Origin of the sequence: Paraburkholderia sp. RCC_158 (genome assembly GCF_041355255.1) — a bacterium.
In the GTDB taxonomy this organism is placed as follows: domain Bacteria; phylum Pseudomonadota; class Gammaproteobacteria; order Burkholderiales; family Burkholderiaceae; genus Paraburkholderia; species Paraburkholderia graminis.
On the sequence record NZ_JBFUPM010000007.1, the window covers coordinates 48,069 to 74,556 of the forward strand.

A 26,488-nucleotide genomic window follows, 5' to 3' on the forward strand; every position below is an offset into this window, starting at 1 on the left:
TCAGCCCGCCTTCGAAAGCGCGGTAATCAACATGACCAGCACGACGCCGAACGACGGCAACTGGACGCGAACGAGCCACGTGATGCCACTACTAAGCAGGCGAAACTTCGATGTCGCAATTGTCGCTAGGACGTGTGCCTGTGACGAGAGGTCTGTCACGATCTCCTCCGTCGCAAGCGATGCGAGATACGCGCCGTACCCATCGCGGCCGCCTGCGTGAGACGCGACGTCACCAAAAAATAAGACCGATGGCTTCTCGTGAAGTGCGCGGCCTGCGGGGGTTTGAGGCTTGAGTGCTCGATACGCAAACTGTGCAGCCACGAGAGTGGCAATTACCGACAGTCCCGATACAAGGAGCAGCAACCACCACGCACAGTCATGGTCATGTTTGTCCGAAACGTCGACTAGCTTGAACCCCAACCCACCGATGTAGGCCATGCAATACGACAACACAACGGCGATTTTCGAATTTGTCGCGTTGATGTACCCGTCGAAGCGCTTGATGATTTCGAGCAACAACTTCTGCTGCTCGTCTGGAGACCTTTTATCCGTCATCGTGTTCTCAATGTTCTCGATTAGTTCTGGCTGGTTCGGTCCAACTTGCCTCGCCAGGCGCCGCAGCGCCACCCTATTACGCCGCGTTTGCCGAAGGGCGCGCCAACAACGCTGCCAGAGCGTCAAACCAGTTGCGGTCGTGAATCAGCCGGTCTTGGTGCGCCGACTCGGATAAAATCTGCGCCTTCGTCATTTGCGAGATAACTTCCCAGTCTGCATGCGCGAGAACGTAGGTGGCGTTGTTAGTGAAGCGACTTTCCAGGACGCAAATGCCCATGCTCTGGAATCCGAACACGACGTAGTCGTCGAATCCGCCCAAGCCGATAGCGATGAATTCGGGGTGGTATTTGCCTACCTCCTTAAAGCGCGCCGCGACAACCTCTCGACTCTTACCGCGCCCCTTTTCGATGACGGTCTCGAGCGACGGCCACGCCGACTTCCACGGGTTCTTACCGGGCGGCAAGAGCTTCCAGTTGAGGCGGCGCACCGGCGCATTGACCGACGGGCTCATCGACGTGTCGAGCACCTCGAACGAGCCGAAGTGCTCAAACAACATGTTGGCGGTGTTCGTGGCAGCAGTGGCCTGCGCATTCGTGCGTTCGAACGGGCCGGCAACAATGCAGTGCGCCCCACCGGGGTCAGCCGAGACAACTAACTCGACGGAATACGGCGGAACCTTGGTGCGCGGGTAGCGGTAGTACGCAACATCTTTGACTTCCGTCACATCCACCTCGCGGTTGCCGTGCCGCTGCGTATAAGTCCAGCTAATCTGACGGTACGCAGTCTCCATCGGCTGGTCGCGATGCACGATGTCGAAGCCGCTGGCGTTTCGGCGGCTTGCTGCGCCGCGCGCCGGGGGTAGCAGACGCTCGCCGACGACCAGCGGGCTTGCAAACCCCAAAGCTTCCAGACGGCGAGCGTGCTCGGGGCGCATGCGCACGCCGAGGTAGTATTTTTTGCCTTCCGGCAGATGCGACAGGTAACGATTGATGTCGCGCGTCTTGCGTTCTACTATCATCGGATTGTCCTCGCTCATCTGGAGCGGCGAAGCGCGGATTACTTCGCCCATAATCGGTAAGACTCTCCAGAACGGTCGTGCGGACGTCTCAACAAAAATTTTTCTTCGGCGGCGTCCGTAGAACGCGCCCGGAGAGTCTTCACCGTTAAGGGGAGTTCGGGTGCTATGAGAGAAGCTCTCGACGCTGACGACCGGCTGAGTCCGGCGGAAGTCAAGCAGGAACTGGAAAAAATGTCGGCGGCCGATTGCGTCCGCGTGGAACGGATCGCCAAGCGGGCGTTCGCTGGAATCGGTGCCGCGTCGCATGAGGATCTGCTTCACGAGGCTTATGCAAAGCTGCTCGGCGGGGAGCGAGTCTGGCACCGTGGATATACGGCGGTTCCGGCTATCGCATCCGTGCTGGACAGCTTGGCCAGTAACGCCCGCAAGCGCGAAACGAACGGTCCAATCGACGGAAATACCGTCGTCGAGAGTAGCGACGTCATGGAAGCGACCGAACTGCTAGTCGGCAACGTCGAGCCGATTCAGACTCTTACCCCCGAGGTCGCGACGTCCGACGCTGAGCAAGCGGCTCGGGTCGAGATGCTGCTCGCGGATGATGCGGAGGCTGCACTGGTCGCGTGGGAATGGGCCGCGGGTAGGCGCGGCAAAGAAGCTGCCGAAGCACTTCAAATGGACAAGAATCAATACGAGGCCGCCCGTAAGCGGCTAATCAGGAAGCTTGAAACGATGGAAGACGAAAGGAGGAACGGATGAGCGCATCGCGCAAGCCCCAGTTCTCATCGGGCTTTCTCGAGTCGTACATGTATGAGCTGATGTCGATGTCCGACGAGGAAGTGCTCGAAGGCCAGGATATAGACGCGGTGAAGCAGCGTGCCGCCGACCGAGTAGCGGCCGCGAATCGAGATGCCGGGCGCAAACGATTGGCCGCCGCCAAAGCACGCCTCCAGAGCCAACACGGCTCGGTAGCCTCAGAGCCGTCAGCGTCGCTAGATGAGATGAAGGCCTACATACGCGAGGCAGCCACAGCGAACGATGGTCGATTCACTCTCGCCGCCAGACAACTCAGCGAGATGTCCGATGCGGACACTCGACGACTCTACGCGCAGCTTAAGCAGCTTCAAGATGGACAAGGAGACGCTAATTGACCCCCGGCCAGCGCGCCGAGGCACTCGTCTCCGAGTTTGGCATTTCCTCACCATCGGAGCTTGACGTCGAAGCCATCGCCTGCGACGCGGGCATGGACGTTCGGTATGAACAGCTTGATGGTTGTGAGGCAACGCTCGTGGGGGTCAAGAACCAGGCAATCGCGACCATCCGGCCGTCAGGAAATCGCGGACGCGAGCGATTTTCCGTTGCGCACGAACTCGGGCATTGGAATATGCACCGCGGGACGTCGTTCCGCTGCCGTGTCGATGACCAAAGCGCAAACCTAGCGTCGGATGCGCCACTGGAGAAGGAAGCTGATAGCTATGCCGCACATTTGCTGATGCCGCGCTATCTGTTCGACCCTGCTATCCGGTCGGGAGAGAAAATCCCGACATTCAGGCACATCGGAGAAGTCGCTCAGGCTTTCGACGTAAGCGTCGCGGCCGCTATTGTCCGGATGGCTGAAGTCGACTCTCTTCCAGTAATAGTCGCGTGCTATGACACGCGGGGTTTTCGTTGGTGCGCTTTTGCCCCCCATGTTCCACGGCGCTGGCGCCTTGTACAGACGCTTGACGACGACAGCTTTGCTTACGACATCCTAAATGGCGTCACGTCAAGGCAATGCTCTGGAAAGCAGGAGGCAGCGGCATGGTTCGCAAATGACGATACAGAGAACTTCGAGGTGTACGAGAGCACGATGCCGGGTCGCCTAGGCGAAGTTTTGGTTATGTTATATCTGAGCGACACGGAGATGTTTGAGTCGCCCTTCGAGCGCATGTCCGGAGGCCGCAGTCAAGATATCCCGAGCTTCAGTAGGCAGTCGCGCTAAGTCGGGTCGAAGGAATCTCACGGCGCGGTTCGCAGCGCCTCCTCATATACTGCCTCGTCAAACGTCGAGCGTACCCGGTTGAGTTGATACCAGTGCACAGGCGGGTCACAGTCGAGGGACGGCTGGCGGTACCAACCGCGACCGTCGACAACCGCCCGCTCTCCGTTCGTGCGGTTGTCTGTTTCTGCAGCAAAGCTAACGTCAGGACGTCCAACCGTCGAGGCATGTGAACGGCAGGTGATGGCCGGCCTCCCTCCGACGCGCTCTCCTCCATGCGCCCCTCAACCTACGTTCGCTCCGGCATCACCTCAACGGCGGTTTCCGAACTTCAACTGCCATCCATGAACCCACGGCCGCCGGCACCATTTTTGCCTTTGCCTTTGCCTTTGCCTTTGCCTTTGCCTTTGCCTTTGCCTTTGCCTTTGCCTTTGCCTTTGCCTTGCCCGACATTCGGGCATTATCGTCGGCCCGCCGCCCGCACATTGCCCGCTATTCCCACATCGATAACCGCGAATATCAGGCTTCCTCTCACCGCACGCGCCAGCGCAACTCCTAACCGCACACACCAACCATCGCACCTTCGCCTCACGCTCAACCAGTAAAAACCGGCCCCTGTCCCCCCGGCACAAACGCCGGAAACATCTCGACATGCGGCGCACTCCCCCCAGCATGCGGATGAGGCGCCGCCGCCGGTTCCCTCAACATAACAGCACTATCCGCAGTGATCGGCACACTCGGCTTCGCGAGCAGTTCCGTCTTTCTCATCGAACCCGCCGACGTACCGAAGTAATAGCCGATGATGCTGATCCACGCCGTGCCGAGCGCGCCGATCACCACGTTCACCAGATCGCGGTTCTCGTGAGGCAATTCCTTCAGGGCCATCAGCAGCAGGATGCCGAAGAAGCCGCCGGTCACCACCATCGCGAGCGCCTTGGGCACCCAATCCTTGTTGGCAATTCCCGTCGCGCGCGCGTCGGCCCGATCGCCAGCCTGGATGCGTGCCATGTCGGTCTCATGCGCGAGATGGGCCTGCGCCGCAGTCACCATCAACTGCTGCAACTGCACCGCGTTGGCGCGCTCGGTCTGTCTGAGCTTGTCGAGTGCCGTCGGGTCGTTTAGCGCGGTTTCGATCGCGTGCGGATCGTTTGGTATGCCAAGCGTATGCGAGATGATGGCGGCGGCGGCAGTCACGCCCAACCCTCTCGGGCCGCCTATCAGGCCCGCAAGCAAAGGGGCCGTGCTGCCGATGCTCGACGCTACTTTTGACCAGTCCATCATGCAGCTCCAAGGAGAAGGTTGGTTGCCATACGGTCCGTCCATCCGCGGCTGAAAGTGGGCCACGTATGCAGGCTTCGCAGATACCGCAGCCGATACGCCACGAATCGCAGGACAAACCTCATCGGGTCCGCGCTCTTGACGGCGTCCAGCGTGTCCGGGCCGAACTTGCCGTCTTCCTGAGCGCCGGACGCCTTCTGCATCCACAACACGACGAGACCGCCGTTATAGTTCGCATCGAATATCTGGAAGGCGACCCGCGGATCGAGTTCATCCAGATGCAGCGGGTCCCAGTATTTTTCCTTGGCGATCTGCCTGGCGGTTTCAAGCGGCAGGTCCTTCATCGCGCCGGCATAACCGGAGCTACGCGCCACGCGTGCCGTCACGCCCCACATCGTTTCGCCGCCCGGGTCCGCGGGATGGAAGGAATATCCTCCTTCGCTTCCGATCAGAGCCCTGAACGCATCGTCGAAGCTGTTCATCTACTGTCTCCGTGCCTGCTACGTGATACTGCTGAAGAGGATGCCTTTGCACTAAGCCGTCAACATCGCGATCGGGTTTTGTGTTGCCTCAAGCTGACGTCTTGCGGGCTGATTTAAACGTGGGCGGCTCGTCGCATCCGGAGCCGGCGTGTCGGAACGCGTGACCGCCTGATACTCCTTGCTAAGCCGCGCGATACGGTCTTCGTGCGGCGAGAGCACATCCTTGTCGAGTTTCGATGCCTGCGCATACCGGCGCGCCGCTTCGCTCATCTCGCCACTTAGTTCGAGCGCACGGCCCCATCCCGCATACGACGGCGCGAGATCCGGGCGAAGCGATACGGCCTGAGAGAACTTCGCAATCGCATCGTTGTGACGCCCGACCGCGATAAGCGCCTCACCCCAGTCGTGCAACGTGTTGACCGAGTCCGGCTGCATACGATCGGCTTCCCTGAAAGCCTTCAGTGCTTCCGGATAACGATGCGCGTGCAACATGACGTCGCCCAAGAGACGCAGGTTCTCGGCGGTGCGCGATGATTTTTTTGCGCCGGCCTGGAGTTGTTCCAGCGCGTCGTCGATTCGGTGCTGCTGCTCGAGCGCAATCCCAAGACTGGCCCGCAGAATCGCCGAGCCCTCATAGCGGCGCAGCGCCTCGCGGCTCTGCGCTTCGGCGTCTTTCGCGAGGCCCTGGCTCACGAGCAGCCACGCCTTGCCGGCCTCAGCCCATTCGCTCTGCTTCGAAGCGGGCAGCGCAAGCACTTCATCGTAGATGCCGACGATCTCGCTGTAATTGCATTGCGCAAGCGAGCATTTCGTTTTCTGCACTTCGGTGAACAGATGGCTGGCCAGTATGTTCGGCTCGGCAAGCCGCATCGCCTGCGAGGCAATGTCGCGCACGAATCTGTCGATGTCGCGTCCCGCGAACGTCACCTCGGCCTGGCGCGACTGAAACACACCGCCTTCGATCTGCACGTGAGCCATGTAGGAGTCGGCGGCATCGCCGAGCTTTGTGATGCCGATATGAACGACCACATCCTTCCGGTCGACGACCTCTTTTAGAAAGCGCACGGTCGTCGCATAGGACAGGTCCTGACCGGGAATCTGGATGTCGGGCTGCGCTTCGCTCACGGTCAGCGCGTCGTGGGGAATGGAACCGGCATCGCGCCCGATCACCCGCATCTCAGACATGATCTTTTCGGCGAGGAAACTGGATGTGTAGCCGCGCTCGGCCAGAGACGGCGGCGTGGCCACGGGCGGCACCAGCAGTTGTTGCCTGAGCACGCCTTGCACGACGAGATAGCAGAACGCGACAGTGAGACTTCCCAGCAGCCACGGAAGCACGTAAGGCAAATACGCTTTGGGCGCGCCGAAAATCAACCTTAAGGCGCGCAGCCAGGAGAAGACGCGCAAGCCGTGGTGGGTTCCGCGACTGGCTTGTTGCTGAGCACTGGACATGACGCACCTCGTACGGCCCGATGTTGGTCAATAGACGACTCTTGACGGCGTCGTTGATGCATCGACCGTGCCATGGAACGGTGTGCCTTTACTGGCGGCTGGGTGGGGTTGTATGCCAGTGCGGAGAGCGGGGAAGTGTCGTTCGGTAGCCGACGGTTAGCGATGGAAGTTTGGTTGGGGGAGACATTGCACGGGGTGACTGGTCACTGTCGATGCGTGCTGGATTGAGCAGCGGCTTTGCGTGACTGCGTCAAGCTTGACCCAAATCAGCGCGTTGCACCCCTCGCTGCGGGGGCTAAGCAATTCTACGGCCGAGTGGAGTGGAGGGCACGACGATCGGCAGCGCCCGACCCTAGCCTGGAACACAAAAACAGAAGCGCATCGGTATTCCGATTAACGCCCCTGTTCCGCCAGCCTTACCTCCCCGCCTGAAACGCCGCCAACGCCTTCCCGAGTTCGTCGTCGGTGACAGCGGGCGAAATGGTGAACGTAAAGATATCGCCAAACTGCAGCACCCACGCCGCCAGGGGGGCCGTGCTGTCGGCCTCGACGATCGCGCACCCGCTCAACTCGCCGATTGCGTGCCAACGGCCGAGCATCGTGATGCCATCGGGCGGCAGCGCGCCTCCCGTCTTCATGAAACGTTCGATCGCCGATTGCTGTGCCGTCGGTAGCCCCTTCCACTGCACAATGAATTTCATTGCGGACCTCCACTTGACTCGCGACGATGCCGGCCAGTGGCAAGCCGTCATCGCAGCAGGCGCCGCAGGATGCGGCGCGTGAGAGCCTGCATCGGGCGCAGATTCTTCCTACGTTATCCGCGAGTCAATGCCGCCACTTCGGCCTTCTAAAGAATGATAGGCAGCGGCCATCCGAAGGGGAAATGCGGCGCGTAGTCTTTCTCCGCCGCGCAGCGCATCGTCGTTTTGAGCCGCCGTCCCCCACCCGCAGGCTGCCACACCAGACGCAGCGCTATACTGACTCCCCGTCCATAGCGCGAGTAGCCGGGGCAGCACGAGCGCTGCCCGGCGAACCGATAAAAAAATTGGCTGAACACGATCTCAAACGACTCAAAATCGACCGCGCGCCGGTGACCGCACGCCGTCGGCGCAACTGGACCGGCTACGGGGTGGCCGCGCTGATCGTCGTGGGCGCGCTCGTCGTGGGCTTGCGCTTCGCCAGCCCGCGCACCGTGCAAACCACGTCGGTCGTCTCCGCTTATCCGTCGCAGAGCTACACCTTGCTGAACGCGACGGGCTACGTCGTGCCGCAACGCAAGGCGGCCCTGGCGTCGAAGGCGCAAGGGCGGCTCGAATGGCTCGGGGTGCTCGAAGGCACGCATGTGAAAAAGGATGAAGTCATCGCCAGGCTGGAAAGTGCGGACGTCGAGGCGTCGCTGGCGCAGGCAAGGGCGCAGGTGAAGGTCGCACAAGCGAACCTCGCGCTGCAGGTCGCCGAACTGAAAAACGCTGAACTCAACCTGCGCCGCTCTAAGATTCTGGTGCCGAGCGGCGCGATGCCCGCGACGCAGTACGACGCCGACCTCGCGCGCTACGACAAGGCGCAGGCGTCGATCGACAACAGCCGCGCGGCCATCGTGTCGGCGCAGGCGAACGCGCAGGCCGCACAGGTCGCTGTCGATCAGACGGTGATTCGCGCGCCGTTCAACGGCGTGGTGATCGAGAAGCATGCGAACGTCGGCGACAACATCACGCCGTTTTCTCAGGCGTCCGACAGCAAAGGGGCCGTCGTCACCATCGCCGACATGGACACGCTCGAAGTCGAGGCGGATGTCGCGGAGTCGAACATCGCGAAGATCGCCGTCGACGCGCCTTGCGAGATCCAGCTCGACGCGCTCCCCGAACTGCGTCTCGCAGGCCGCGTATCGCGCATCGTGCCGACCGTCGACCGCTCGAAGGCGACGGTGCTCGTCAAGGTGCGCTTCGTCGATCGCGACCCACGCGTGCTGCCGGACATGAGCGCAAAGATCGCTTTCCTGTCAAAGCCGGTGCCGCCGCAGGACCGGCGGCCCGTCGTCGCGGCGCAGCCGGCTGCCGTCGTTCAGCGCGACGGACGCAGCGTCGTCTTCGTCGTCAAGGACGAGACCGTGCATCAGGTGCCGGTCACGACGGGCGCGAAACTCGGCGACCTGATCGCACTCGACGGCGTGCGCGCCGGCGACGTGCTGGTGCGTGCGCCCGACGCGCAGTTGACGGACGGCGCGAAAGTCAACGTGGCGAAGCCATAACATGAGCGGGCAGCCAGCTATGAACCGCGCGAATGGCGCTGCGCCGCTCGTCGAGATATCGCACCTCGTGAAGTCGTACCGGCGCGGCGTGCAGACGGTGCCGGTGCTGTCGAACATCACGCTTTCGATAGAAGAAGGCGACTTCATCGCATTGATGGGGCCGTCGGGCTCAGGCAAGAGCACGCTGCTCAACCTGATTGCGGGCATCGACCGGCCCGATGGCGGCGTGCTGCGCGTGGGCGGGCTCGATATCACACAACTGTCGGAAGCGGCGCTGGCCGACTGGCGCGCGGCCAACGTCGGCTTTATCTTCCAGTTCTACAACCTGATGCCGGTGCTGACAGCGTTCGAGAACATCGAGTTGCCGCTGATGCTCACGAGACTCACGCGCAAGGAGCGGCGCGAGCGCGTCGAGCTGGTGCTCGAGATGGTCAATCTCGCGAACCGCGCGCATCACTATCCGTCGGAGCTGTCGGGCGGACAGCAGCAGCGCGTCGCGATTGCCCGCGCAGTCATCACCGATCCGACGCTGATCGTCGCCGACGAACCGACCGGCGACCTCGATCGCACATCGGCGGAAGAAGTGCTCGCGATGCTGCAACGTCTGAACCGCGAACTGGGCAAGACCATCATCATGGTCACGCACGACGCGCATGCCGCAGGCGCCGCGAATGCGCTCGTGCATCTGGACAAAGGGGAGCTGACCGATGGCGACACACGCTGATCGGCGCGACGGCAGCCTGTCATGCACGCGCTGAAGCTGATTACGCGCAACGCGCTGCGTCACAAGCTGCGCACTGCGTTGACGGTGCTCGGGCTCACCATCGCGGTGCTCGCATACGGGCTCCTCAATACGGTAGTCGATGCATGGTATGCGGGCGCCGCGGCCGCATCGAATGCGCGCCTCGTCACGCGCAACGCCATTTCGCTGACGTTCTCGCTGCCGCTCAGCTACGAGAACCGCATTCGCGGTGTGGAAGGCGTGACGCTGGTTGCGCGCTCGAGCTGGTTCGGCGGCGTGTATCGCGAGCCGAAGAACTTCTTCGCGCAGTTCGCCGTGTCCGACAACTATCTGGACCTCTATCCCGAGCTGATCGTGCCCGCTCAACAGCGCAGCGATTACGTACGCGACCGCAAGGGCTGTCTCGTCGGCCGGCAACTCGCGACGCAGTTTGGCTTCAAGGTCGGCGACGTCATCCCGATCAAAGGCACGATCTATCCGGGCACCTGGGAGTTTGTCGTGCGCGGCATCATGGATGGCCGCGACGAATCCACCATCACGCGGCAACTCATTTTTCATTGGGACTATCTGAACGAATCGGTGCGCAAAATGCCGGGGCGGCGCGCGGATCAGGTCGGTGTTTACGTGCTGGGCATTGCTGTTCCCGAGGAGGCCGCCGCGATCTCGCGCAACGTCGACGACGTGTTCAGAAACTCCCTCGCCGAAACGCTGACCGAAACCGAGCAGGCGTTCCAGCTCGGCTTCGTCGCGATGTCGAATCAGATCATCGCGGCGATCCGCGTCGTGTCGTATGTGGTGATCGTCATCATCATGGCCGTGATGGCGAATGCGATGGCGATGAGCGCCCGCGAGCGCACCGTCGAATACGCGACGCTCAAGGCGCTCGGCTTCGGGCCGGGCTTTCTCGCGCTGCTGATGTTCGGCGAGTCGTTGACGCTGTGCATCGCGGGCGGCGGGCTCGGCATGCTGCTGACGCCGCCCGCCGCCAGTATCTTCCGGCAGGCAACGGGCGGTGTATTCCCCGTCTTCCACGTGTCACGCGACACCGTGCTGTTGCAGGCGGCGTGTGCGGGTGTCGTCGGCGTGGCGGCGGCGATCATTCCGGCGATCCAGGCGGCGCGCGTGCGGATCGTCGAAGGCCTGCGGGCCATCGGGTAGCGCATCGTGGCCATTCCGCTTTCATATATTGCTCGCAACCTGTGGACCCGCCGGCTGACGACGGCGCTCACGGCGGGCGGACTCGCGCTCGTCGTATTCGTGTTCTCGACGGTGCTGATGCTCGACGCGGGCCTCAAGAAAACGCTCGTCTCGACGGGCGAAGAGGACAACGTCGTCGTGATCCGCAAGGGCGCGGAGACGGAAGTGCAGAGCGCGATCGACCGCAATCAGGCCAACGTGATCGAGATGCATCCGGCCGTCGCGATCGGCGGCGACGGACGAAGGCTCGCGTCGAAAGAGTCGGTCGTGCTGATCTCGCTAGCGAAAATCGGCTCGGGCAAGCCGTCGAACGTGGTGATCCGCGGTGTGTCGCAGGCGGGCATCGGCTTGCGGCCGCAGGTGCGGCTCGCATCGGGGCGCTTCTTCACGCCGGGTTCGTCGGAGATTGTGGTCGGCAGCAGCATTGCGAAGGGCTTCGCGCGCACGCAGCCCGGCGAGCACTTGCGTTTCGCGCAGCGCGAGTGGACCGTGGTCGGCACCTTCGACGCAGGCGGCAGCGGCTTCGATTCAGAGATCTGGGGCGATGCCGATCAGCTAATGCAGGCGTTTCGCCGGACGAGTTATTCGTCGATGGTCGTGCGGCTTTCAGAGAGCGATCAGTTTGAGCGCTTCAGGAGCGATATCGACGTCGACCCGCGCCTCGCCGACGACGCGAAACGCGAGCGAACTTTTTACAGCGACCAGTCGAAGGCGCTGTCGACGTTCCTCAACATACTCGGCTTCACGCTGTCGGCCATTTTTTCGATTGCCGCGATGATCGGCGCGATGATCACGATGTATGCGTCCGTAGCGAATCGCGTGGCCGAGATCGGCACGTTGCGCGCGCTCGGCTTCAAGCGCGCGAACGTGCTCGCGGCGTTCCTCATCGAAGCGATGCTGCTGGGGCTCGTCGGCGGACTGGCGGGGCTTGGCTGCGCAGCGTTCATGCAGTTCGCGTCGTTCTCGACAACCAACTTCCAGACCTTCGCGGACCTGTCGTTCCGCTTCATCCTGACGCCCGCTATTGTCGGGAAGACATTGGCGTTCTCGGTGACGATGGGGCTGGTCGGCGGCTTTTTGCCCGCGTTGCGCGCGTCGCGGATGAATGTTGTGGATGCGTTGCGGGCGAGGTGAGTGGATGGCGTGTGGGGAGTTGGAATTGCCGGTAGGTAGTGTTTGCGGGAGTGGTGGCGGCCAGGAGTACATCGCTCAACGTTGGAGTCTCTTTCCAACTCCGAGAACGGAGCACACTTCGACCGGATGACTTGGCGGTGTTCTAGTCGTTCAACGTAGTAGAACTAGCGGCTCGCTAAGCTCACCCCTAAAGCGCTTCCACACACTTACCGCCGAAATGCACGGCAATCACGCCGATTACAAGCGCGACAACGGCGCGCAAAAACCACACCTTGAACGCAATCGCAACGTCAAAAACGTCGAACGCCTGGATCAGGCCGAAGAGTCCGAAGCAGATCGACGCGATGCCCAATGCGAGCAAGGAGACAGCGAGCGTTTGAAGCCGGGACCTGCGGGGAACGTCCGCCGTTGCCGCCGGCAATTCCTCGCGCGGCTTACCAATCGGCCTCACGTGCTCAGCTTCCGCATTTGCTGACCCGGGGCGCTCGGCGAGCGCAGCGCGTCGTCGGACGGCTCACCGACGGTGACGAACTGCACCATGAAGCACAGTACAAAGCAGAGAATCATGAAGCAGCGGCCCGTCGAGAAGAAGGCACTCTTTCCGGGGACGATGAAATTCACGGTAACTGTTCTGTTATCGGCGACGACGCCCTGCGCGATCGTGGCTCGCGAGGTGGGTCCCTGCAGTGCGGCTGGCGTCCCTTGCACGAAACGGGTACCGGCTAGTGCCCCGACGAACGAACAGACTATATGCAGCTGCATCAGCCATAGCGGCTGGGCATGCCCTGGGTTGACGAGCATGAGATTGACGTAGGCCACGATACCGGCACAGGCAGCGCTCAGTGCGAGGGCCAGTAGCCAGGATTTCAATCGCAAGTTCATGAATTTCCGCATCGATAAAAAACGTTCTTATTGGATTTCGGTAAAACGCGAATTTTCTTTAGCGATTCGTTGATTGGCGCCATGCTGATTCGGACCGAAAATGCCTCGGCAATGTCATGACTTGCAGAAAGACGAGTAACTGCGAGCCGCCTTACGCTGAGGGCGCAGCAGCAAAAAGAACGCGGAAACATGCGTTCCGGTGGCATGTTGCCTCCTGTCAGATGTTGTCTCGCGCATTGAAGTCCATGATGCAAATCAGCGGGCGCGTCGCCGGATCAACTGACGCAGCGACAGCGCGTGCAACAGGATCGAGCCCGGCACTACAAACGCAGGTGTCAGCACGTCGGGATAAGCGCCCGCGCCGATGCTCGGCATAGCCGGATGGATCAACTGCAACGGGCCGGGCGAGGTGAGCATCCCCAAAGTAATCGCGACGGCGAAGTCGGCGAGGCCGAAGAGGTTCCAGGCGATCGCAGCGTTCCGCCCTCGACTCGCACCGCTCGCCACGGCGATTGCCACCGGCACGGCGAACAGGCCGGTCAACACATCGCCAATTCCCGCCGGCAACGCGAAGACGCCTGGCAGCAGTCCATGCAGCCAGGCAGCGAGCGCCCAACTGCCGAATACGCGGTAAAGCTGAAGAGCGACGAGCCAACTGGCCGGCATCGCATCGAGCACGCGTCCCACCCGCTTCGACAACAGCAACAGCGGTGCGCCGATCATCACCGGCAGGAAGATCGCCAACGGCAACAACGGCAATGGTGAGACGCCTGCGCGGAAAGCGCCATTGATCGCCGCGCTCCAGACGACAGCGAACCAAAGCGTGTCTGGGATCATGACCGCGAGCCAGGTGGCACGGCGTTGGGCCGGCGTGAGGTCTGTGCTTTCGAGGCCGAGCCACAAACCTAGTGCAATCAGCGCATGAGCACTCAACTGATGAACTGTGGTCGGAACGCCGCTGGTCGGGATAATCGGCTGCCAATAGATCAACGCGATCCATAGCGCGACCAACGGGACGAGCCAAAGCAGGCTGCGCCACGCTGGACCCGGCGAGACGCTATCGACGGGAACGCGGACGGCGGTCATTGACCATTCTCCAGGTGATGCGCAGTCTTCGCGGATGCCGCCTCGAACACCGCTGTCAGTATGCCGAGTCGGCCTTCCAGGATATTTCGCCCAAGGTTGGTCGTAAGCTGCGCGAAGTCCGGACCCATCACCACGCCGAGATTGGGCGAGGGCGGCGGCCCTGACGCACGCAGCTCTGCAAACCAGGCCTTTGCAGTGTCGGTGTCGTCTTGCCATGCCAGCGTGCGAAGACCTGCTTGCTCGATCGCCTCGCGCGTTGCATCGGCGGTCAGGAGAAAACTTGTTGCCGGCGTTCGTGCCCAAGGCACGGGGTAGTGTGGTTCGCCGCCGTTTGCAACGACGACGTCGAACGTCGCAAACCTGCCGCCTGGCTTCAGCACGCGTTCGATCTCCCGGTAAAGCCGTGCGCGATCGGTGATGTTCATCGCCACGTGCTGCAGGAATACGGCGTCGAATTGGGCGTCTTCGAAGGGAAGTTCCAGCGCGCTCGCCGTATGGAACGACACCTGTTCGCTTTGCCCCGTTCGCTGCGTGAGATAACGTGCGGCATCCACGAACGGCTCGCTGAGATCGATACCTGTCACGCGGCAACCATACGTAGCGGCCAGAAAACGGGCCGGCCCGCCGACGCCCGAACCGACGTCCAGCACCGACATATCCGCGGTGATCCGGGCCAATCCGGCAAGCTCGGCGGTGGCGGCAAGACCGCGTGTGTGAAACTGGTCGAGGGCGGCCAATTGCTGCGGTGTTAGCGGCTGATCCTCCGGTCCAAAGGCACTGAGGGCGACCTTCAGCCGCCCGGTCAGGCCGGTCGCGCGATAGTGACCGCGCACGTCATCCAGTGCATCGTTCATTGCAGGTTTCTCCACGGTCCTGGCGGGTTGTCGAAGGCTTGCGAGCCGGCGTTGGCGCGACTGCTCGTCGACAGACATAGGTGTACCATCGTCACTCGCGAGCGACTATTCCTCACAATGTTGACGGGCTATGAAGCAGATCTTCACAGTCAGGCAGGGCGCGCTGGATGGCGTGGAGGCGTTTCTGAGCGTTGCCCGGCATCGCAGTTTTCGCCGGGCAGCCGCGGAACTCGGCGTGACGCCGTCGGCCATCAGCCAGGCGGTGCGTGTACTGGAAGAACGCATTGGCGCAGCGCTCTTCATGCGGACTACGCGCAGCGTCGGACTGACTGAAGCCGGCGAACAATTTCTTGCGCGCGCGAAGCCCGCCTTCGAGGAGCTTGTCGCCGCCAGCGAGGTTGCGCGTGGCCTCGGGCAGCGGCCCACCGGATTGCTGCGTCTTTCAGTGCCGCGCGCGGTGGTGCCGATCCTCCTCGAACCCTTGATCGCAACTTTCTGCGAGGCTTATCCCGAGATCGAAGTGGAGATCGCCGCAAGCAACGAGCTGATCGACCTTGCAAGCGAAGGGTTCGACGCCGGCATACGGCTCGGTCAGTTCGTCGACGCCGACATGGTCGCGGTGCCGTTGACGCCGCCGTTTCGTTTTGTTGTCGTCGGCAGCCCTGCATACTTCGCGGCGCGCAGCCGGCCCGAGCACACGGACGATCTGCGTCAGCACGCGTGCTTGCGATGGCGCAGGTCCGGCGGCGCGCTGGCGCCGTGGTCATTCAACGACGACGGCAACGCGATCGAGATCGCCGTAAGCGGCCCTTTCATCGCCCATGATTTCCCCACGATGCTCGGCGCGGCCGTCGAAGGCATAGGCCTTGCCCAACTGCCTGAGCCGATGGTCGCTGAAGGACTGCGAACCGGGAAACTGGTAGCTGTGCTGGAGCGGTTCGCACCGATGATGCCGGGCGTGTTTCTCTACTATCCGAGCCGCCGGCAGATCATGCCGAAGCTGCGCGCGTTCATCGATCATGTGAAGAGCCGTGCGGCGGGTAGCAGGAAAGTCCCGGGGACGAGATGACTTACGGCTCGATACGTGTCACGGTTGCAGCACGGCAGTAAAGCAGAATGTCCAAACCTGTCGACGGATTCAGGTCGACCTGGATGCGACCATCGTCGCAGTGAGAAAACCGCAAATCATAAATCCACGACGGATCAGACACGTTTTCAGTTGTGAACCCGCTTCCCTCTACTTCCTCAAGAAAGAATGTAATCCTGCAAGGCGCATGATGCCCGTTCCATGCCGGATTGTCCTGTCCACTATGACGGATTACGAGCTCCATATCGGTATGCCATGCTCCGTTCGCATTCACCCGGCGCAGGGTTACTTCAAGTACCTCGGCATCGTGAAAGTTGGGCCAATAACCAAAGATACTTCGTATCAACCAGGCATGCTTGACCGCACTCTCGTCCGTTTCCTTGCGGTTCTTGTATCGGTCCGATTCCCACGACTCCGGCAAACCCTCGACTATCAGCTCCAGCTTGTTTACGAGGTATCGTTCCGCCTCTTCGAGCGATCCCCGGAAGTCAAGCGTAGTCGCGCCGCTTGCGAGGCGACCATTGCCCTTCTCCTGTACGATTTCAAAGCCATAGATGAAGGTACCGTCGTCGCGCTGAATGAGGTGATAACCAATGTCATAAGGCAAGCGCCTTTCATTCTGCCGAACGCATCTAAACGTCTTGGCGTAGTTTGACTGAAGCTGCATTTTTATCTCTCTCTCGGTACTACTGGTCATCAATCCTTCTATGCCGCGCTTGGGATCGGACGCTGTATCCGCGCTCATATAGGAAATCGCCGACGTTCTAACAGGCATCATCGTAGAGCGCAAGCTATTTGCAGATCGATCGCGATACTGTCGCTCTCGCGTAGCTTTAGACCGCGGGCGCGGCTTCCTCGGCTGCCAACGCGGCTCGAGTTGAACGGCGTGCGCCAATGCGGTCCTGAAAGCGTGCGAGTGCCGGCCAGCGCTTGATGTCTATCGAGAATATCGGCAGCCACGACAGCACCGTGTACAGATAGGCGTCGGCCACGCCGAACTCGTCGTGCAAGTAGTCTTTGCGCGAAAGCGTGGCGTCGAGATTGTCGAGGCGCTTATAGAACTTCTCTTTGACGATGTCCTTCACGCTCCCAGGAATCTCGCTGCTAAACAGCGGGGCGCAGCCAGCGTGAATTTCCGACGTGATGAAGTTCAGCGTTTCCTGGAGTCGCACACGTTCCCAGGTGCCGTTCGCCGGCGCGAGCATCTTCTCCGGCTTCAGGTCCGCCAGGTACTGAAGAATCGCCGGCCCTTCGGTGAGCACTTCGCCGTTGTCGAGTACGAGCGCGGCGACATAGCCCTTCGGGTTCACGTCGAGGAAACTGCGGCCGTCGGACGTCTGCTTCGTCTTGTTGTTGACGCGGACCAGTTCGAACGGCAGGCCGAGTTCGCGCAGAACGATATGCGGCGACAGAGAGCACGCATTGGCGGCGAAATAGAGTTTCATGAGTTAGGTCCTTCTGTTGCGGTCAGATCGAGCGCGAAGCATCGCAACAAGCTGGTCTCCTGGCAAACGACATCTCGCCTGCTACGATATGAGAAATTGTCATGACGGCAGCGAGATGCCGAATCGACCGCTTAACGAGCGTGGTCTGTCTACAGGTCTGCTATACACGGTGCAATGCAAAATGGCGGGGAAACTTCCCTCACTGAACGGCTTGAAAGTATTCGAATGTGCCGCGCGTCATATGAGCTTCACCAAGGCGGCCTCCGAACTGAATGTGACGCAGACGGCGGTTAGCCATCAGGTACGGCGTCTCGAGGATGAACTGGGCATCCGCCTGTTTCATCGCTTCAAGGAGCGCCTCGAATTGACTGCGTCGGGGCAGGTCTATTTGCAGGGAGTGAGCCTCGCGTTTGAGCAGTTACGCTTCTCCACCGAGCAACTGCTCGAAGGCTCCAACAAGAGTACGCTCACCATTTCCACGCTTGCCACGTTCGCATCTAAATGGCTGCTGCCACGCTTGGGGTCATTTCGTCTTAAGCATCCCGATATCGACATTCGCCTGAGCGCTTCGACTGACTTGATCGATTTCGTGGCCGGTGGCGCGGACGCGGCAATTCGTTACGGCAGCGGCGAATGGAAAGGGCTGCGCGTGGACCGGCTGATGGACGACGAGATCTTCCCGGTATGCAGTCCAAAGCTGCTGACGGGCAGTCATCCATTGACGAGCGTCGACAATCTCGCTCATCACACGCTATTGCAGGTGAGCGGCGTGACAAGCAACGATTGGAGCATCTGGCTCGACGCGGCCAAGCTGCCAACCAATTTGCGCGGGGGCGCGCGGCTGACTTTCGATCTCGCGCTGATGGCCGTGCAAGCCGCGGTAGAGGGTCACGGCGTGTGCATCGGCCGGCGTGCTTACGTGGAGGACGACTTGCGCGCGGGCCGCCTTATCGCGCCGTTTGGCAAGTCGGTCATAACCGACCGCGCGTTTTATCTCGTCTCGCCGCATGATCTCGCCAACTGCGCGAAGGTGGTGGCGCTGCGCACGTGGCTCATGGGCGTGATTGGCGATTCGCGAAATGAGGCTACCGTTGGGCTCGCCGATTTCGATGACAACGTTGACGCGGTCGGTGACGATCACATTGCGCTGTCGTAGAACGTATGAAATTGAGTGATCGGCGCGCTGACAGCCAATGCTTGAAGCGGAAAGCAGGATGCGAGTTCTCTCACTGTCGTTGTCTTCGAAAGCCTGCGCAAAAAGTCCTCAGTAAAGCCAACTTTCAATCCTCCGTTGCGGTCGAGAAATTGGCCCCATAAGGACATGTTACGAAAGCGGTTGTCCGCAACCGTAGCGCTTGCGATATACGCTTCCGGAAAGAGTCGCTGATAGGCCCGGAGGTTATAGAGCCATGAAGTCCCGAGTACGCTTTCGGCCTCTGGTTCGTATCTGCGTACGTGATCGAATAGCGCCCGAAGTTCGGAAAGCCGCATCGGCAGCCGATCAATGCTCAACGGCGAGACGGTCGCGGTATCGGTGTTCTGAAAGTGCAAGCGTATGGATTGGCTATCCGGTGTTGCATACGAAAAGCAGCCGAATGTCGCCACCAACGGTGTCTCTCTGCCTGCCTGCGCATGGGCGAGATAAAAGCTATATGTCCAGTCGCTCGCGTGCGTGGTTTGGCTTAATCCTTGTATATATCGGCGCCACGTCGGGTGGTCCTGATCGAACGCTCTGCCCAGCCCGAAGCGCACGTACAAGTTTGTATAGTCGAGAAGTGCTTGCTCCAACGGTATCGCTGCCAGCGCAGCGACCACGCGCGCAAAGCGAAGTTGCAGGTCGAAAAACTCTTTGCCGTATCTCATGTGCGCCCTCGAAAGCGTATAAACCAAGGTAAACGTACAGAGACCTATGGTTCGTCGGGGGCAATACCGTGAACTCGACGACATCGCGTTTGTAACAGCATAAAGCCCCAGCGGCACAACGCCGCTGGGGCTTCAACATCGGCAACTCACTTAAACTCACCGATTAACCATCCTCGCGGGCACACTAATCGCCAGCAGTCCCCCAAGAACCAGAAACGCCGCGAGCATATACATCCCCGAATCATTAGCCGCAGTCGCCTGCTTCAACCATCCCACCGCATACGGACTCAAAAACCCCGCAAGATTGCCAATCGAATTAATCATCGCAATCCCGGCCGCGGCACCCGTTCCCGCAAGAATCGCCGTCGGCAAACTCCAGAACAGCGGCAACGTAGTGAGAATGCCCATCGTCGCAAGCGTGAGAGAAGCCATCGCGAGCACGGTGTTGTGCGTGTACACCACCGAAAGCACCAGTCCAACGGCGCCCGCAAACGCCGGTAACGCAATATGCCAGCGACGCTCGCGCATGCGGTCCGCGCTGCGCGCAACCAGCACCATCGCCACCACCGCCGCCGCAAACGGAATCGCGGAGAGCAGGCCGATCGCGAACGCATCCGTCACGCCAGTCGCCTTGATGATCGTCGGCAGCCAGAAGCTCACGCCATACAAACCCATCACGAACGAAAAGTAAGTGAGGCTAAGCATCAGCACGCGGCCGCTCGTCAGCACCTGGCGAATCGGCATGTCGTGCTTGGTCGCTTCTTCCGCGGAAACGTGGCGCTGCAGCAGTTCTTTTTCTTCGTCGGTCAGCCACTTGGCCTTCGAAATACGATCGTCGAGTGCGACGAAAACCAGAATGCCCACCAGCACCGACGGCAGCCCTTCGAGCAGAAACAGCCACTGCCAGCCGTGCCAACCGTTCACGCCATTGAACGTCTTCAGGATATAGCCCGACACCGGCCCGCCGATCACTCCCGAGAGCGCAATCGCCGTCATGAACCACGTCGTCATGCGTCCGCGCCGATGCGACGGATACCAGTAGGTGAGATACAGAATGATGCCGGGAAAGAAACCCGCTTCGGCAATACCGAGCAGAAAGCGCATCACGTAGAACATGGTCGGCGTGGTGACGAACATGGTCAGCATGGAGATCACGCCCCACGACACCATGATCCGCGCAATCCACACGCGCGCGCCCACCTTGTGCAAAATCACATTGCTTGGGATCTCGAAGAAAAAGTAGCCGACAAAGAAAATGCCTGCGCCAAAGCCATAAACCGCATCGCTCAGGCCGAGGTCGCTCGTCATTTGCAGCTTCGCGAAGCCAACGTTCACGCGGTCGAGATACGCGACCACGTAGCAGAGCATCAGAAGCGGCGCGAGCCGCCAGTTGACCTTGCGATAGGTCGCCTCTTCGAAAGTGGAAGGCGGCGCTCCCGCGCCGGGATGGTGGAGCGGATCTGCGGGACTAGCCATGGTGTCTCCTCTTTTCTTGTGGAATTGAAGTGCCGCGTCGATCGATTCTAGCCGTGCGGCGCGGCTCGCACGTCAATTAGATACCGGGGGAAAACACTGAGCCCGGCAAGCGCCGTATGTGAACGGCGCTTGCTCAGGGCAACGCCACCAACGCCAAACCCAACGCCAGAGCCACGACTACACGCAGCGCCCGCCATCCACTTCCAGACACACGCCGGTGATGAACTCCGCTTCGTCCGAAGCCAGATAGAGCGCGGCGTTCGCAATGTCCTGCGGCGTCGAAAAGCGTCCCAGCGGAATGCCCGCGAGAAAGCGCTTGCGGTTCTCAGGCGTATCTTCGACGCCCATGAATTCGGACAGCAAAGCCGTTTCGCCGATCACCGGATTCACGCAGTTCACGCGGATGCGGTCCGGCCCGAGTTCCACCGCCAGCGACTTGCTCGCGATGATCACCGCGCCCTTGCTGCCGTTGTACCAGACGAGTCCGGGGCGCGGCCGCACGCCCGCCGTCGACGCGATATTGATGAAGCTGCCGCCGCCTTGCTCGCGGAAGTACGGCACGAACTCCTGCACGCTCCAGTAGATGCTCTTGACGTTCACCGCGTACACGCGGTCGAACTCGGCTTCGGTCACTTCGAGCACCGGCTTGTTGCGATGCGTGGTGCCCGCATTGTTGACGACGATCTGCACGCTGCCGAAGTCTTCGAGCGCCGCCTCGCGCAGCTTTTGCCAGTCCTCGCGTTGCGCGACGTTGCCCGCCACGGCAATCGCCTTGCCGCCCGCCAGCGCGATTTCGCTCGCGACGCGCTCGGCGGCGGGGCCGTTGAGATCGTTGACGACGACGTTCGCGCCTTCGCGCGCGTAGGTCTTCGCGATGCCTTCGCCGAAACCCGAGCCGCCACCCGTGACGATGGCCGTTTTACCTGTCAACCGCATGATGTCTCCATTGTTTGTCGTAGATGTTGATGCGTAAGTCGGGGCATGCAGAGACACGAACTACCCGTGCCGGATCGCAATCGTCTTCAGCACCGTAAAGCCATACAGCGCCTCGAATCCTTTCTCGCGTCCGTGGCCCGAATGTTTGACGCCGCCGAACGGCAACTCGACGCCGCCGCCCGCGCCATAGTTGTTGATGAACACCTGGCCCGAGCGCAGACGCCGCGCGAGACGCATCTGGCGCGCGCCGTCGCGTGTCCAGATGCCGGCCACCAGGCCGTATTGCGTGCCGTTGGCGAGCGCGAGCGCTTCGTCTTCGTCGCTGAAGGACATGGCGGCGAGCACGGGGCCGAACACTTCGTCGCGGGCAAGGCGGTGGCTCGCGGGCACGTCGCGCAACAACGTGGGCGCCTGATAGAAGCCGCTTTCCGGCGCCTCGGGAATCACTTCGCCGTGCGCGGCCATCGCGATGCCGTCATGCTGCGCGTCGGAGAGAAAGTCCCACACACGCTGCTGCTGTTTCGCGTTGATGAGCGGCCCGCAATCCAGATCCGCATGCGACGGACCGACGCGCAGCGCGTTGAACGCGCCGCTCAGCCGGTCGAGCAGCGGCTCGTAAATCGCGCGGTCGATCAGCACGCGGCTGCCCGCCGAACAGGTTTGCCCGGCGTTCTGCACGATCGCGGAAACGAGCACGGGCAGCGCGGCGTCGAGGTCCGCATCGGCGAAAACGATTTGCGGGGACTTGCCGCCAAGCTCGAGCGTGACGGGCACGTGGTTCTCTGCGGCCATTTGCGTGACGAGCTTGCCGGTCTCCGGCGAGCCGGTGAACGAAATATGATCGATGCCCGGATGACGCGCGAGCGCCGCTCCCGCGTCGTGTCCATAACCGGTGACGACATTGAGCGCGCCCGCGGGCAGGCCCGCTTCGGCCGCCAGTTCGGCGACGCGCAGCACCGAAAGGCACGCATCTTCGGCGGGTTTGACGACGCACGCATTGCCCGCCGCGAGCGCCGCGCCCACGCTGCGCCCGAAAATCTGCATCGGATAATTCCACGGCACGATGTGGCCGGTCACGCCGTGCGGCTCGCGGATCGTCATCACCGTGTAGCCGGCCTGGTAGGGCAGCGTCTCGCCATGCAGCTTGTCGGCCGCGCCCGCGTAGAACTCGAAGTAGCGCACGAGCGCAGCCGAATCGGCGCGCGCCTGCTTGAGCGGCTTGCCGGTATCGCGTGCTTCGAGCTGCGCCAGTTCTTCCTGATGCGCGGCGACGAGCATCGACAGCCGGTACAGCACGCGTCCGCGTTCGGCCGCGCTCGCCGCGCCCCATGCACCTTCGAACGCGCGGCGCGCGGCGTGCACGGCGGCGTCGATGTCCGCCGCGGTGCCGCGCGCGAGTTGCGTGAACGGCTGGCCGTCCGAGGGATCGAGCACGGCGATGGTCTCGCCGCCTGAAGCAGCGGCCCACTCGCCGCCGATGAAGTGTCGGGCTTCTTCCATGCAGACTCCTTGACATGTCCGCAACCGGCGCACGTTCCACAGAAGTTCGACGGAACGCTGAACGAACGCCGTTACGCGGTGTTCATAAACGAGAGGCACAATCGAGCGACGCCTGATGATTATCGCGCCGATCCGCCGACGGATGCCATCGGCCGATTGGCTATAATGGCGCATTCCGCACTGTCCGGCCGCAGCGCTCGCGTTCGGGGCGAGTTTCATCATGCATCGCCTCGGGCCACGCGCCGCATGCCGTGCTCCGAATTCCATCTGACCAGAGAGCGCTCATGAGCTTCAATAACGTCCCCGCAGGGAAAGACCTTCCGCAAGATTTCAACGTCATCATCGAAATCCCGGCGCAAAGCGACCCGGTGAAGTACGAAGCCGACAAGGACCTGGGCCTGCTCGTCGTCGACCGTTTCATCAGCACCGGCATGCGCTATCCGGCCAACTACGGCTTCATTCCGCAAACGCTGTCGGGCGACGGCGACCCGGTCGACGTGCTGGTGATCACGCCGTTCCCGCTGCTGGCAGGCTCGGTGGTTCGCGCCCGCGCGCTCGGCATGCTGCAAATGACCGACGAATCGGGCGTGGACGCGAAGCTGATTGCCGTGCCGCACGACAAGATCTGCCCGATGACCGCAAGCCTGAAGTCGATCGACGACGTGCCGGCCTACCTCAAGGACCAGATCAAGCACTTCTTCGAGCAATACAAGGCGCTGGAGAAGGGCAAGTGGGTGAAGGTCGAAGGCTGGGCCGACATGGAAGCCGCGCACAAGGAAATCAGCGAAGGCGTGGCGAACTACAAGAAGTAAATGGCTTTAGCGCGTCGATGAGATCGAATCATCGGCCCGCCAAGTAAGACGCCAGACGCCAGCCAGGTGCGCAAAACCGCGCGAGCCCGAACGGGCCGCGCGGTTTTTTATTGGCAATTGCACTCGCGGCACGCTCGTATAGCCCAACTGCATCGCGCGGATGAACCGAAGCCATTTTTATATCCAGGTATAAACCCTTATGATTTGTGACCGCGGCGGATTGTCCCGACCGCGGCCCAATCTGCCATTGCCCAGCCACACGCCGCCTCAGGAGCCCACTGTCCGGATGACGAACCGCAAGTCCACTACGCCGCGTTCCTTGCCTCGCTGGTCGAACCGGCTGTATGCGATCGCCACGGCGATCTATCGCAAGCGGCCGGTGTGGATGGTGTCGTTCTCCGCCAGCGAGGCCAGTCTCTCCGAAGGCTTGCGCGCCGCGTGCGCATCGACGGCGATGCTCGCGCTCGGCAACTTGCTGCACGATCCGGTCTTCGCGTGGGCCGCGATCGGCGCATTCTGGACCTGTCTCGCCGATGCCGCCGGTTCAAACCGCGCCCGCTTTGCATCGATGATGGGCTTCGCGCTGCTCTCCACCGCATGCGGCGGGCTCACCGCTTTCGCGTCGGCGAGCGGCACGGTGGTTGCCGCGCTCGCAGTCCTCGTCTTCACGAGCCTTGGCGCGTTCGGCCGCATCTGGGGCGCGGCGACCTCGCAAGTGACGATTCTCGCCGCGACCGCCTGCGTCGTCATGGTCGACCGGCCGATGCACGACGTCCGCGAAGGGCTCGCGTTTCTCGGCGTCTATCTGATCGGCTGCCTGTTCGCGGTCGCGTTGAGCCTGACCGTGTGGCGCATTCAGCCGTTTGGCGCAAGCCGCGCTTCGTTACGCACGGTGTATCTGCGGCTCGCGGATATTGCGTTCGACAGCGCTCGTCTGCTGCAGCAGCGCAGCACGCCGCGCGAGTGGGCGACGCATGCCGCGCAGTTTCGCGCCGATGCGCGCGCGGCGCTCGAGCGCTCGCGCAAGGCGCTGGCGCGCGTGCCGCCGACGCGAACCGCCGCCCGCGAGACCTACGACGCGCTGCTCGGCTTGCTGACGGAAGGCGAGGCGTTGTTCGCGTATCTGATCGCCGTCTCCGGCGCGTGCGAAAAAATGCCCGGCGACGAACACCACGCTCGCCACATCAGACGCGCGGCACGTTTGCTCACGGCGCTGGGCGAGACGCTGCGCAACATCGGCGCCGATGCGAACGAAGCGCGCTGGACGCATCTCGTGAAATTGCAGTTGCGCTTGCGCCGGCTCGCGCGGCGTCTTGAAACCGCGCTGATGGAGCCGGTCAAGCTGAAGTCCGACTTCGAACTCGTCGACTTCACGCCGGTACAGGCGCCGCCGCATTTCTTAGGGAGTGTCGCGATCACGTTGGCGCGGGTCTGGTCGACGCTGAAGGCAAACCTGTCGCTGGAGTCGGTCGGCTTGCGCCATGCGGCGCGCGTCGGCGTCACGACGACCGCGGGCTTTGTCGTGATCCGCGTGCTCGGCTTGCCGTTCGGCTATTGGGCGACCATGGCGACGCTGCTGATCTTGCAACCTTCGATTGCCGCGACCTGGCCGCGCAGCATCGAGCGCGCGGCGGGCAGCATTGTCGGCGGTGTGCTGGCGGCGGGCATCGGCTATGCGATTCATTCGCCGCTCGGCATTTCGCTCGCAGTCTTTCCGCTGGTGATGGCGACGATGGCCTTGCGCCCCGTCAGCTACAGCTTGTTCGTGTTGTTCCTCACGCCGACGTTCGTGCTCGTGGCCGACTTCGCGACGCCCGGCGCGAGCGAGATCGCGTATGCGCTCACGCGGCTCGGCAACAATGTGCTCGGCTGCGTGCTCGCGCTGTTCGCCACGTTCTATCTATGGCCGACGCGCGAGAAAACCGATTACCGCGCGTATCTCGGCGACGCCGTGCGCGCCAATCTGGCGTATCTGCTTGCCGCGCTCGAATCGCCGCGTCGCACGGAAAAGGATATGGAGCGCCTGCGCAGGGCGGCGGGCCTCGGCAGCAATAACGCCGAAGAGGCGATCGCACGGATTCGCCTCGAAAAGCTGGAGCACTCGATGGTCGACACGGTCACGCTGACGGTGCTGAGCGTGCTGCGCAAGATGGCGGGCACGGCGACGCAGTTGCGCTTGAGCGCGAACCGGCGTGAAGCTCACGATGTGCACGCCGAGCTTCGCGCGTGGGTGGAGGCGGTGAGCGCGGACATCGAGGCGTCGCTGAATCGCGCGATCGTGCCGCTGCGGCATGAGTTGCCGGCGCGCGAACGTTTGACATCGCTCGAAGCGGATGCAGTGGGCGAGCTTGCGTTGATGCAGCGCTTGCTGACGGAGCGGATGCGCGAAGCGCGGGGGTGATTGGGCGTTAATGAAGCGTGGCTGACGGTGGCACAGTCACCGCCAACTGCTCAGCGAACGCACGC

28 protein-coding genes are annotated in these 26,488 nt (G+C 61.9%); 11 read left to right on the plus strand and 17 right to left on the minus strand.

The genetic code is table 11. The features are described 5' to 3' along the window. Together AB6809_RS15685 and AB6809_RS15690 are read right to left on the minus strand one after the other, a co-directional pair. A complete protein-coding gene (locus AB6809_RS15685; RefSeq protein ID WP_310034674.1) occupies positions 1 to 555 on the minus strand; it encodes a Pycsar system effector family protein in 555 nt (184 codons plus the stop codon). A gap of 76 nt (positions 556 to 631) precedes the next feature. Next, a complete protein-coding gene (locus tag AB6809_RS15690) occupies positions 632 to 1,624 on the minus strand; it encodes a hypothetical protein (RefSeq protein ID WP_029971911.1) in 993 nt (330 codons plus the stop codon). 114 nt (positions 1,625 to 1,738) lie between these two features. Between AB6809_RS15690 and AB6809_RS15695 the strand changes: the two genes are divergently transcribed. From AB6809_RS15695 to AB6809_RS15705, 3 genes are read left to right on the plus strand one after another with little or no spacing between them, the layout of a single operon-like run. Further along, entirely contained in the window at positions 1,739 to 2,329 is a 591-nt protein-coding gene (locus tag AB6809_RS15695; protein ID WP_029971912.1) for a hypothetical protein, read from the plus strand. Continuing rightward, positions 2,326 to 2,721 carry a hypothetical protein gene (locus AB6809_RS15700; RefSeq protein WP_029971913.1) on the plus strand — a complete coding sequence of 132 codons (396 nt, stop codon included), beginning with the start codon at positions 2,326 to 2,328 and terminating at the stop codon, positions 2,719 to 2,721. Before AB6809_RS15695 ends, AB6809_RS15700 begins: the two co-directional genes overlap by 4 nt. Further along, on the plus strand, positions 2,718 to 3,551 hold the full coding sequence (locus AB6809_RS15705) for an ImmA/IrrE family metallo-endopeptidase (protein WP_029971914.1): 834 nt from the start codon (positions 2,718 to 2,720) through the stop codon (positions 3,549 to 3,551). The genes AB6809_RS15700 and AB6809_RS15705 overlap by 4 nt, the downstream gene beginning before the upstream one ends. Positions 3,552 to 3,854: 303 nt before the next feature. Here the strand turns inward: AB6809_RS15705 and AB6809_RS15710 are convergent, their stop codons facing one another. The 5 genes from AB6809_RS15710 to AB6809_RS15730 all read right to left on the minus strand — a co-directional run bounded on the left by AB6809_RS15710 (position 3,855) and on the right by AB6809_RS15730 (position 7,461). Continuing rightward, positions 3,855 to 4,001 carry a hypothetical protein gene (locus AB6809_RS15710; RefSeq protein ID WP_371026865.1) on the minus strand — a complete coding sequence of 49 codons (147 nt, stop codon included), beginning with the start codon at positions 3,999 to 4,001 and terminating at the stop codon, positions 3,855 to 3,857. A gap of 141 nt (positions 4,002 to 4,142) precedes the next feature. After that, positions 4,143 to 4,826, minus strand: coding sequence for a hypothetical protein (locus tag AB6809_RS15715; RefSeq protein WP_310034669.1), 684 nt, complete (start codon positions 4,824 to 4,826; stop codon positions 4,143 to 4,145). Then, the gene (locus tag AB6809_RS15720) at positions 4,826 to 5,308 is read right to left on the minus strand and encodes a glycoside hydrolase family 108 protein (protein ID WP_029970061.1); all 483 of its coding nucleotides are present in this window, start codon (positions 5,306 to 5,308) and stop codon (positions 4,826 to 4,828) included. The genes AB6809_RS15715 and AB6809_RS15720 overlap by 1 nt, the downstream gene beginning before the upstream one ends. A 51-nt stretch (positions 5,309 to 5,359) precedes the next feature. Further along, a complete protein-coding gene (locus tag AB6809_RS15725) occupies positions 5,360 to 6,760 on the minus strand; it encodes a tetratricopeptide repeat protein (RefSeq protein WP_029970060.1) in 1,401 nt (466 codons plus the stop codon). Between the two features lie 416 nt (positions 6,761 to 7,176). Then, positions 7,177 to 7,461, minus strand: coding sequence for a DUF3303 domain-containing protein (locus AB6809_RS15730; RefSeq protein ID WP_006048460.1), 285 nt, complete (start codon positions 7,459 to 7,461; stop codon positions 7,177 to 7,179). A 182-nt stretch (positions 7,462 to 7,643) separates the two neighbouring features. Between AB6809_RS15730 and AB6809_RS15735 the strand changes: the two genes are divergently transcribed. The 4 genes from AB6809_RS15735 to AB6809_RS15750 are packed head-to-tail and all read left to right on the plus strand — an operon-like array spanning position 7,644 to position 12,081. Beyond that, positions 7,644 to 9,008, plus strand: a complete 1,365-nt coding sequence (locus AB6809_RS15735) for an efflux RND transporter periplasmic adaptor subunit (RefSeq protein ID WP_244230966.1) — start codon at positions 7,644 to 7,646, stop codon at positions 9,006 to 9,008. Positions 9,009 to 9,027: 19 nt separating this feature from the next. Next, positions 9,028 to 9,732 (plus strand): ABC transporter ATP-binding protein, encoded by a 705-nt coding sequence (locus tag AB6809_RS15740; protein WP_029970058.1) that lies wholly within the window; start codon positions 9,028 to 9,030, stop codon positions 9,730 to 9,732. A gap of 21 nt (positions 9,733 to 9,753) precedes the next feature. Continuing rightward, positions 9,754 to 10,908 (plus strand): ABC transporter permease, encoded by a 1,155-nt coding sequence (locus AB6809_RS15745; protein ID WP_029970057.1) that lies wholly within the window; start codon positions 9,754 to 9,756, stop codon positions 10,906 to 10,908. A gap of 6 nt (positions 10,909 to 10,914) precedes the next feature. Further along, positions 10,915 to 12,081: an ABC transporter permease gene (locus tag AB6809_RS15750; protein ID WP_006048456.1), complete on the plus strand. Its 1,167-nt coding sequence runs from the start codon at positions 10,915 to 10,917 to the stop codon at positions 12,079 to 12,081. 187 nt (positions 12,082 to 12,268) lie between these two features. Here the strand turns inward: AB6809_RS15750 and AB6809_RS15755 are convergent, their stop codons facing one another. The 4 genes from AB6809_RS15755 to AB6809_RS15770 form a co-directional block, all read right to left on the minus strand. After that, positions 12,269 to 12,532, minus strand: coding sequence for a hypothetical protein (locus AB6809_RS15755; protein WP_258196082.1), 264 nt, complete (start codon positions 12,530 to 12,532; stop codon positions 12,269 to 12,271). Continuing rightward, a complete protein-coding gene (locus AB6809_RS15760; protein WP_029970056.1) occupies positions 12,529 to 12,963 on the minus strand; it encodes a hypothetical protein in 435 nt (144 codons plus the stop codon). Before AB6809_RS15760 ends, AB6809_RS15755 begins: the two co-directional genes overlap by 4 nt. A gap of 255 nt (positions 12,964 to 13,218) precedes the next feature. Further along, entirely contained in the window at positions 13,219 to 14,049 is an 831-nt protein-coding gene (locus AB6809_RS15765; RefSeq protein WP_310034659.1) for an MFS transporter, read from the minus strand. Continuing rightward, the gene (locus AB6809_RS15770) at positions 14,046 to 14,903 is read right to left on the minus strand and encodes a class I SAM-dependent methyltransferase (RefSeq protein ID WP_029970054.1); all 858 of its coding nucleotides are present in this window, start codon (positions 14,901 to 14,903) and stop codon (positions 14,046 to 14,048) included. Before AB6809_RS15770 ends, AB6809_RS15765 begins: the two co-directional genes overlap by 4 nt. Positions 14,904 to 15,033: 130 nt before the next feature. On the opposite strand from AB6809_RS15770, the gene AB6809_RS15775 reads away from it, so the two are divergent. Continuing rightward, entirely contained in the window at positions 15,034 to 15,972 is a 939-nt protein-coding gene (locus AB6809_RS15775) for a LysR family transcriptional regulator (RefSeq protein WP_029970053.1), read from the plus strand. 1 nt (position 15,973) lies between these two features. On the opposite strand, the gene AB6809_RS15780 is transcribed toward AB6809_RS15775, so the two are convergent. Both AB6809_RS15780 and gstA read right to left on the minus strand, forming a co-directional pair. Continuing rightward, a complete protein-coding gene (locus tag AB6809_RS15780; RefSeq protein WP_165919804.1) occupies positions 15,974 to 16,735 on the minus strand; it encodes an Imm50 family immunity protein in 762 nt (253 codons plus the stop codon). An 88-nt stretch (positions 16,736 to 16,823) separates the two neighbouring features. Further along, positions 16,824 to 17,435, minus strand: a complete 612-nt coding sequence (gstA, locus tag AB6809_RS15785) for a glutathione transferase GstA (RefSeq protein WP_029970050.1) — start codon at positions 17,433 to 17,435, stop codon at positions 16,824 to 16,826. A 241-nt stretch (positions 17,436 to 17,676) separates the two neighbouring features. Here gstA and gcvA point away from each other — a divergent pair, with 241 nt between their 5' ends. Beyond that, the gene (gene gcvA / locus AB6809_RS15790; protein ID WP_310034655.1) at positions 17,677 to 18,591 is read left to right on the plus strand and encodes a transcriptional regulator GcvA; all 915 of its coding nucleotides are present in this window, start codon (positions 17,677 to 17,679) and stop codon (positions 18,589 to 18,591) included. Here gcvA and AB6809_RS15795 read toward each other — a convergent pair. From AB6809_RS15795 to AB6809_RS15810, 4 genes are all read right to left on the minus strand, one after another. Then, entirely contained in the window at positions 18,573 to 19,298 is a 726-nt protein-coding gene (locus tag AB6809_RS15795; RefSeq protein WP_029970047.1) for a hypothetical protein, read from the minus strand. The two genes, gcvA and AB6809_RS15795, sit on opposite strands and share 19 nt — an antisense overlap. Positions 19,299 to 19,454: 156 nt before the next feature. Then, the gene (locus tag AB6809_RS15800; protein ID WP_006048452.1) at positions 19,455 to 20,774 is read right to left on the minus strand and encodes an MFS transporter; all 1,320 of its coding nucleotides are present in this window, start codon (positions 20,772 to 20,774) and stop codon (positions 19,455 to 19,457) included. Positions 20,775 to 20,951: 177 nt separating this feature from the next. After that, positions 20,952 to 21,710, minus strand: a complete 759-nt coding sequence (locus tag AB6809_RS15805; RefSeq protein WP_013587565.1) for an SDR family oxidoreductase — start codon at positions 21,708 to 21,710, stop codon at positions 20,952 to 20,954. 60 nt (positions 21,711 to 21,770) lie between these two features. After that, a complete protein-coding gene (locus AB6809_RS15810; RefSeq protein ID WP_006048450.1) occupies positions 21,771 to 23,210 on the minus strand; it encodes an aldehyde dehydrogenase family protein in 1,440 nt (479 codons plus the stop codon). 284 nt (positions 23,211 to 23,494) lie between these two features. Between AB6809_RS15810 and ppa the strand changes: the two genes are divergently transcribed. Both ppa and AB6809_RS15820 read left to right on the plus strand, forming a co-directional pair. Further along, on the plus strand, positions 23,495 to 24,022 hold the full coding sequence (ppa, locus tag AB6809_RS15815; RefSeq protein ID WP_006048449.1) for an inorganic diphosphatase: 528 nt from the start codon (positions 23,495 to 23,497) through the stop codon (positions 24,020 to 24,022). A gap of 286 nt (positions 24,023 to 24,308) precedes the next feature. Next, a complete protein-coding gene (locus AB6809_RS15820; RefSeq protein ID WP_029970044.1) occupies positions 24,309 to 26,423 on the plus strand; it encodes an FUSC family protein in 2,115 nt (704 codons plus the stop codon). The last annotated feature ends 65 nt before the right edge of the window (positions 26,424 to 26,488 follow it).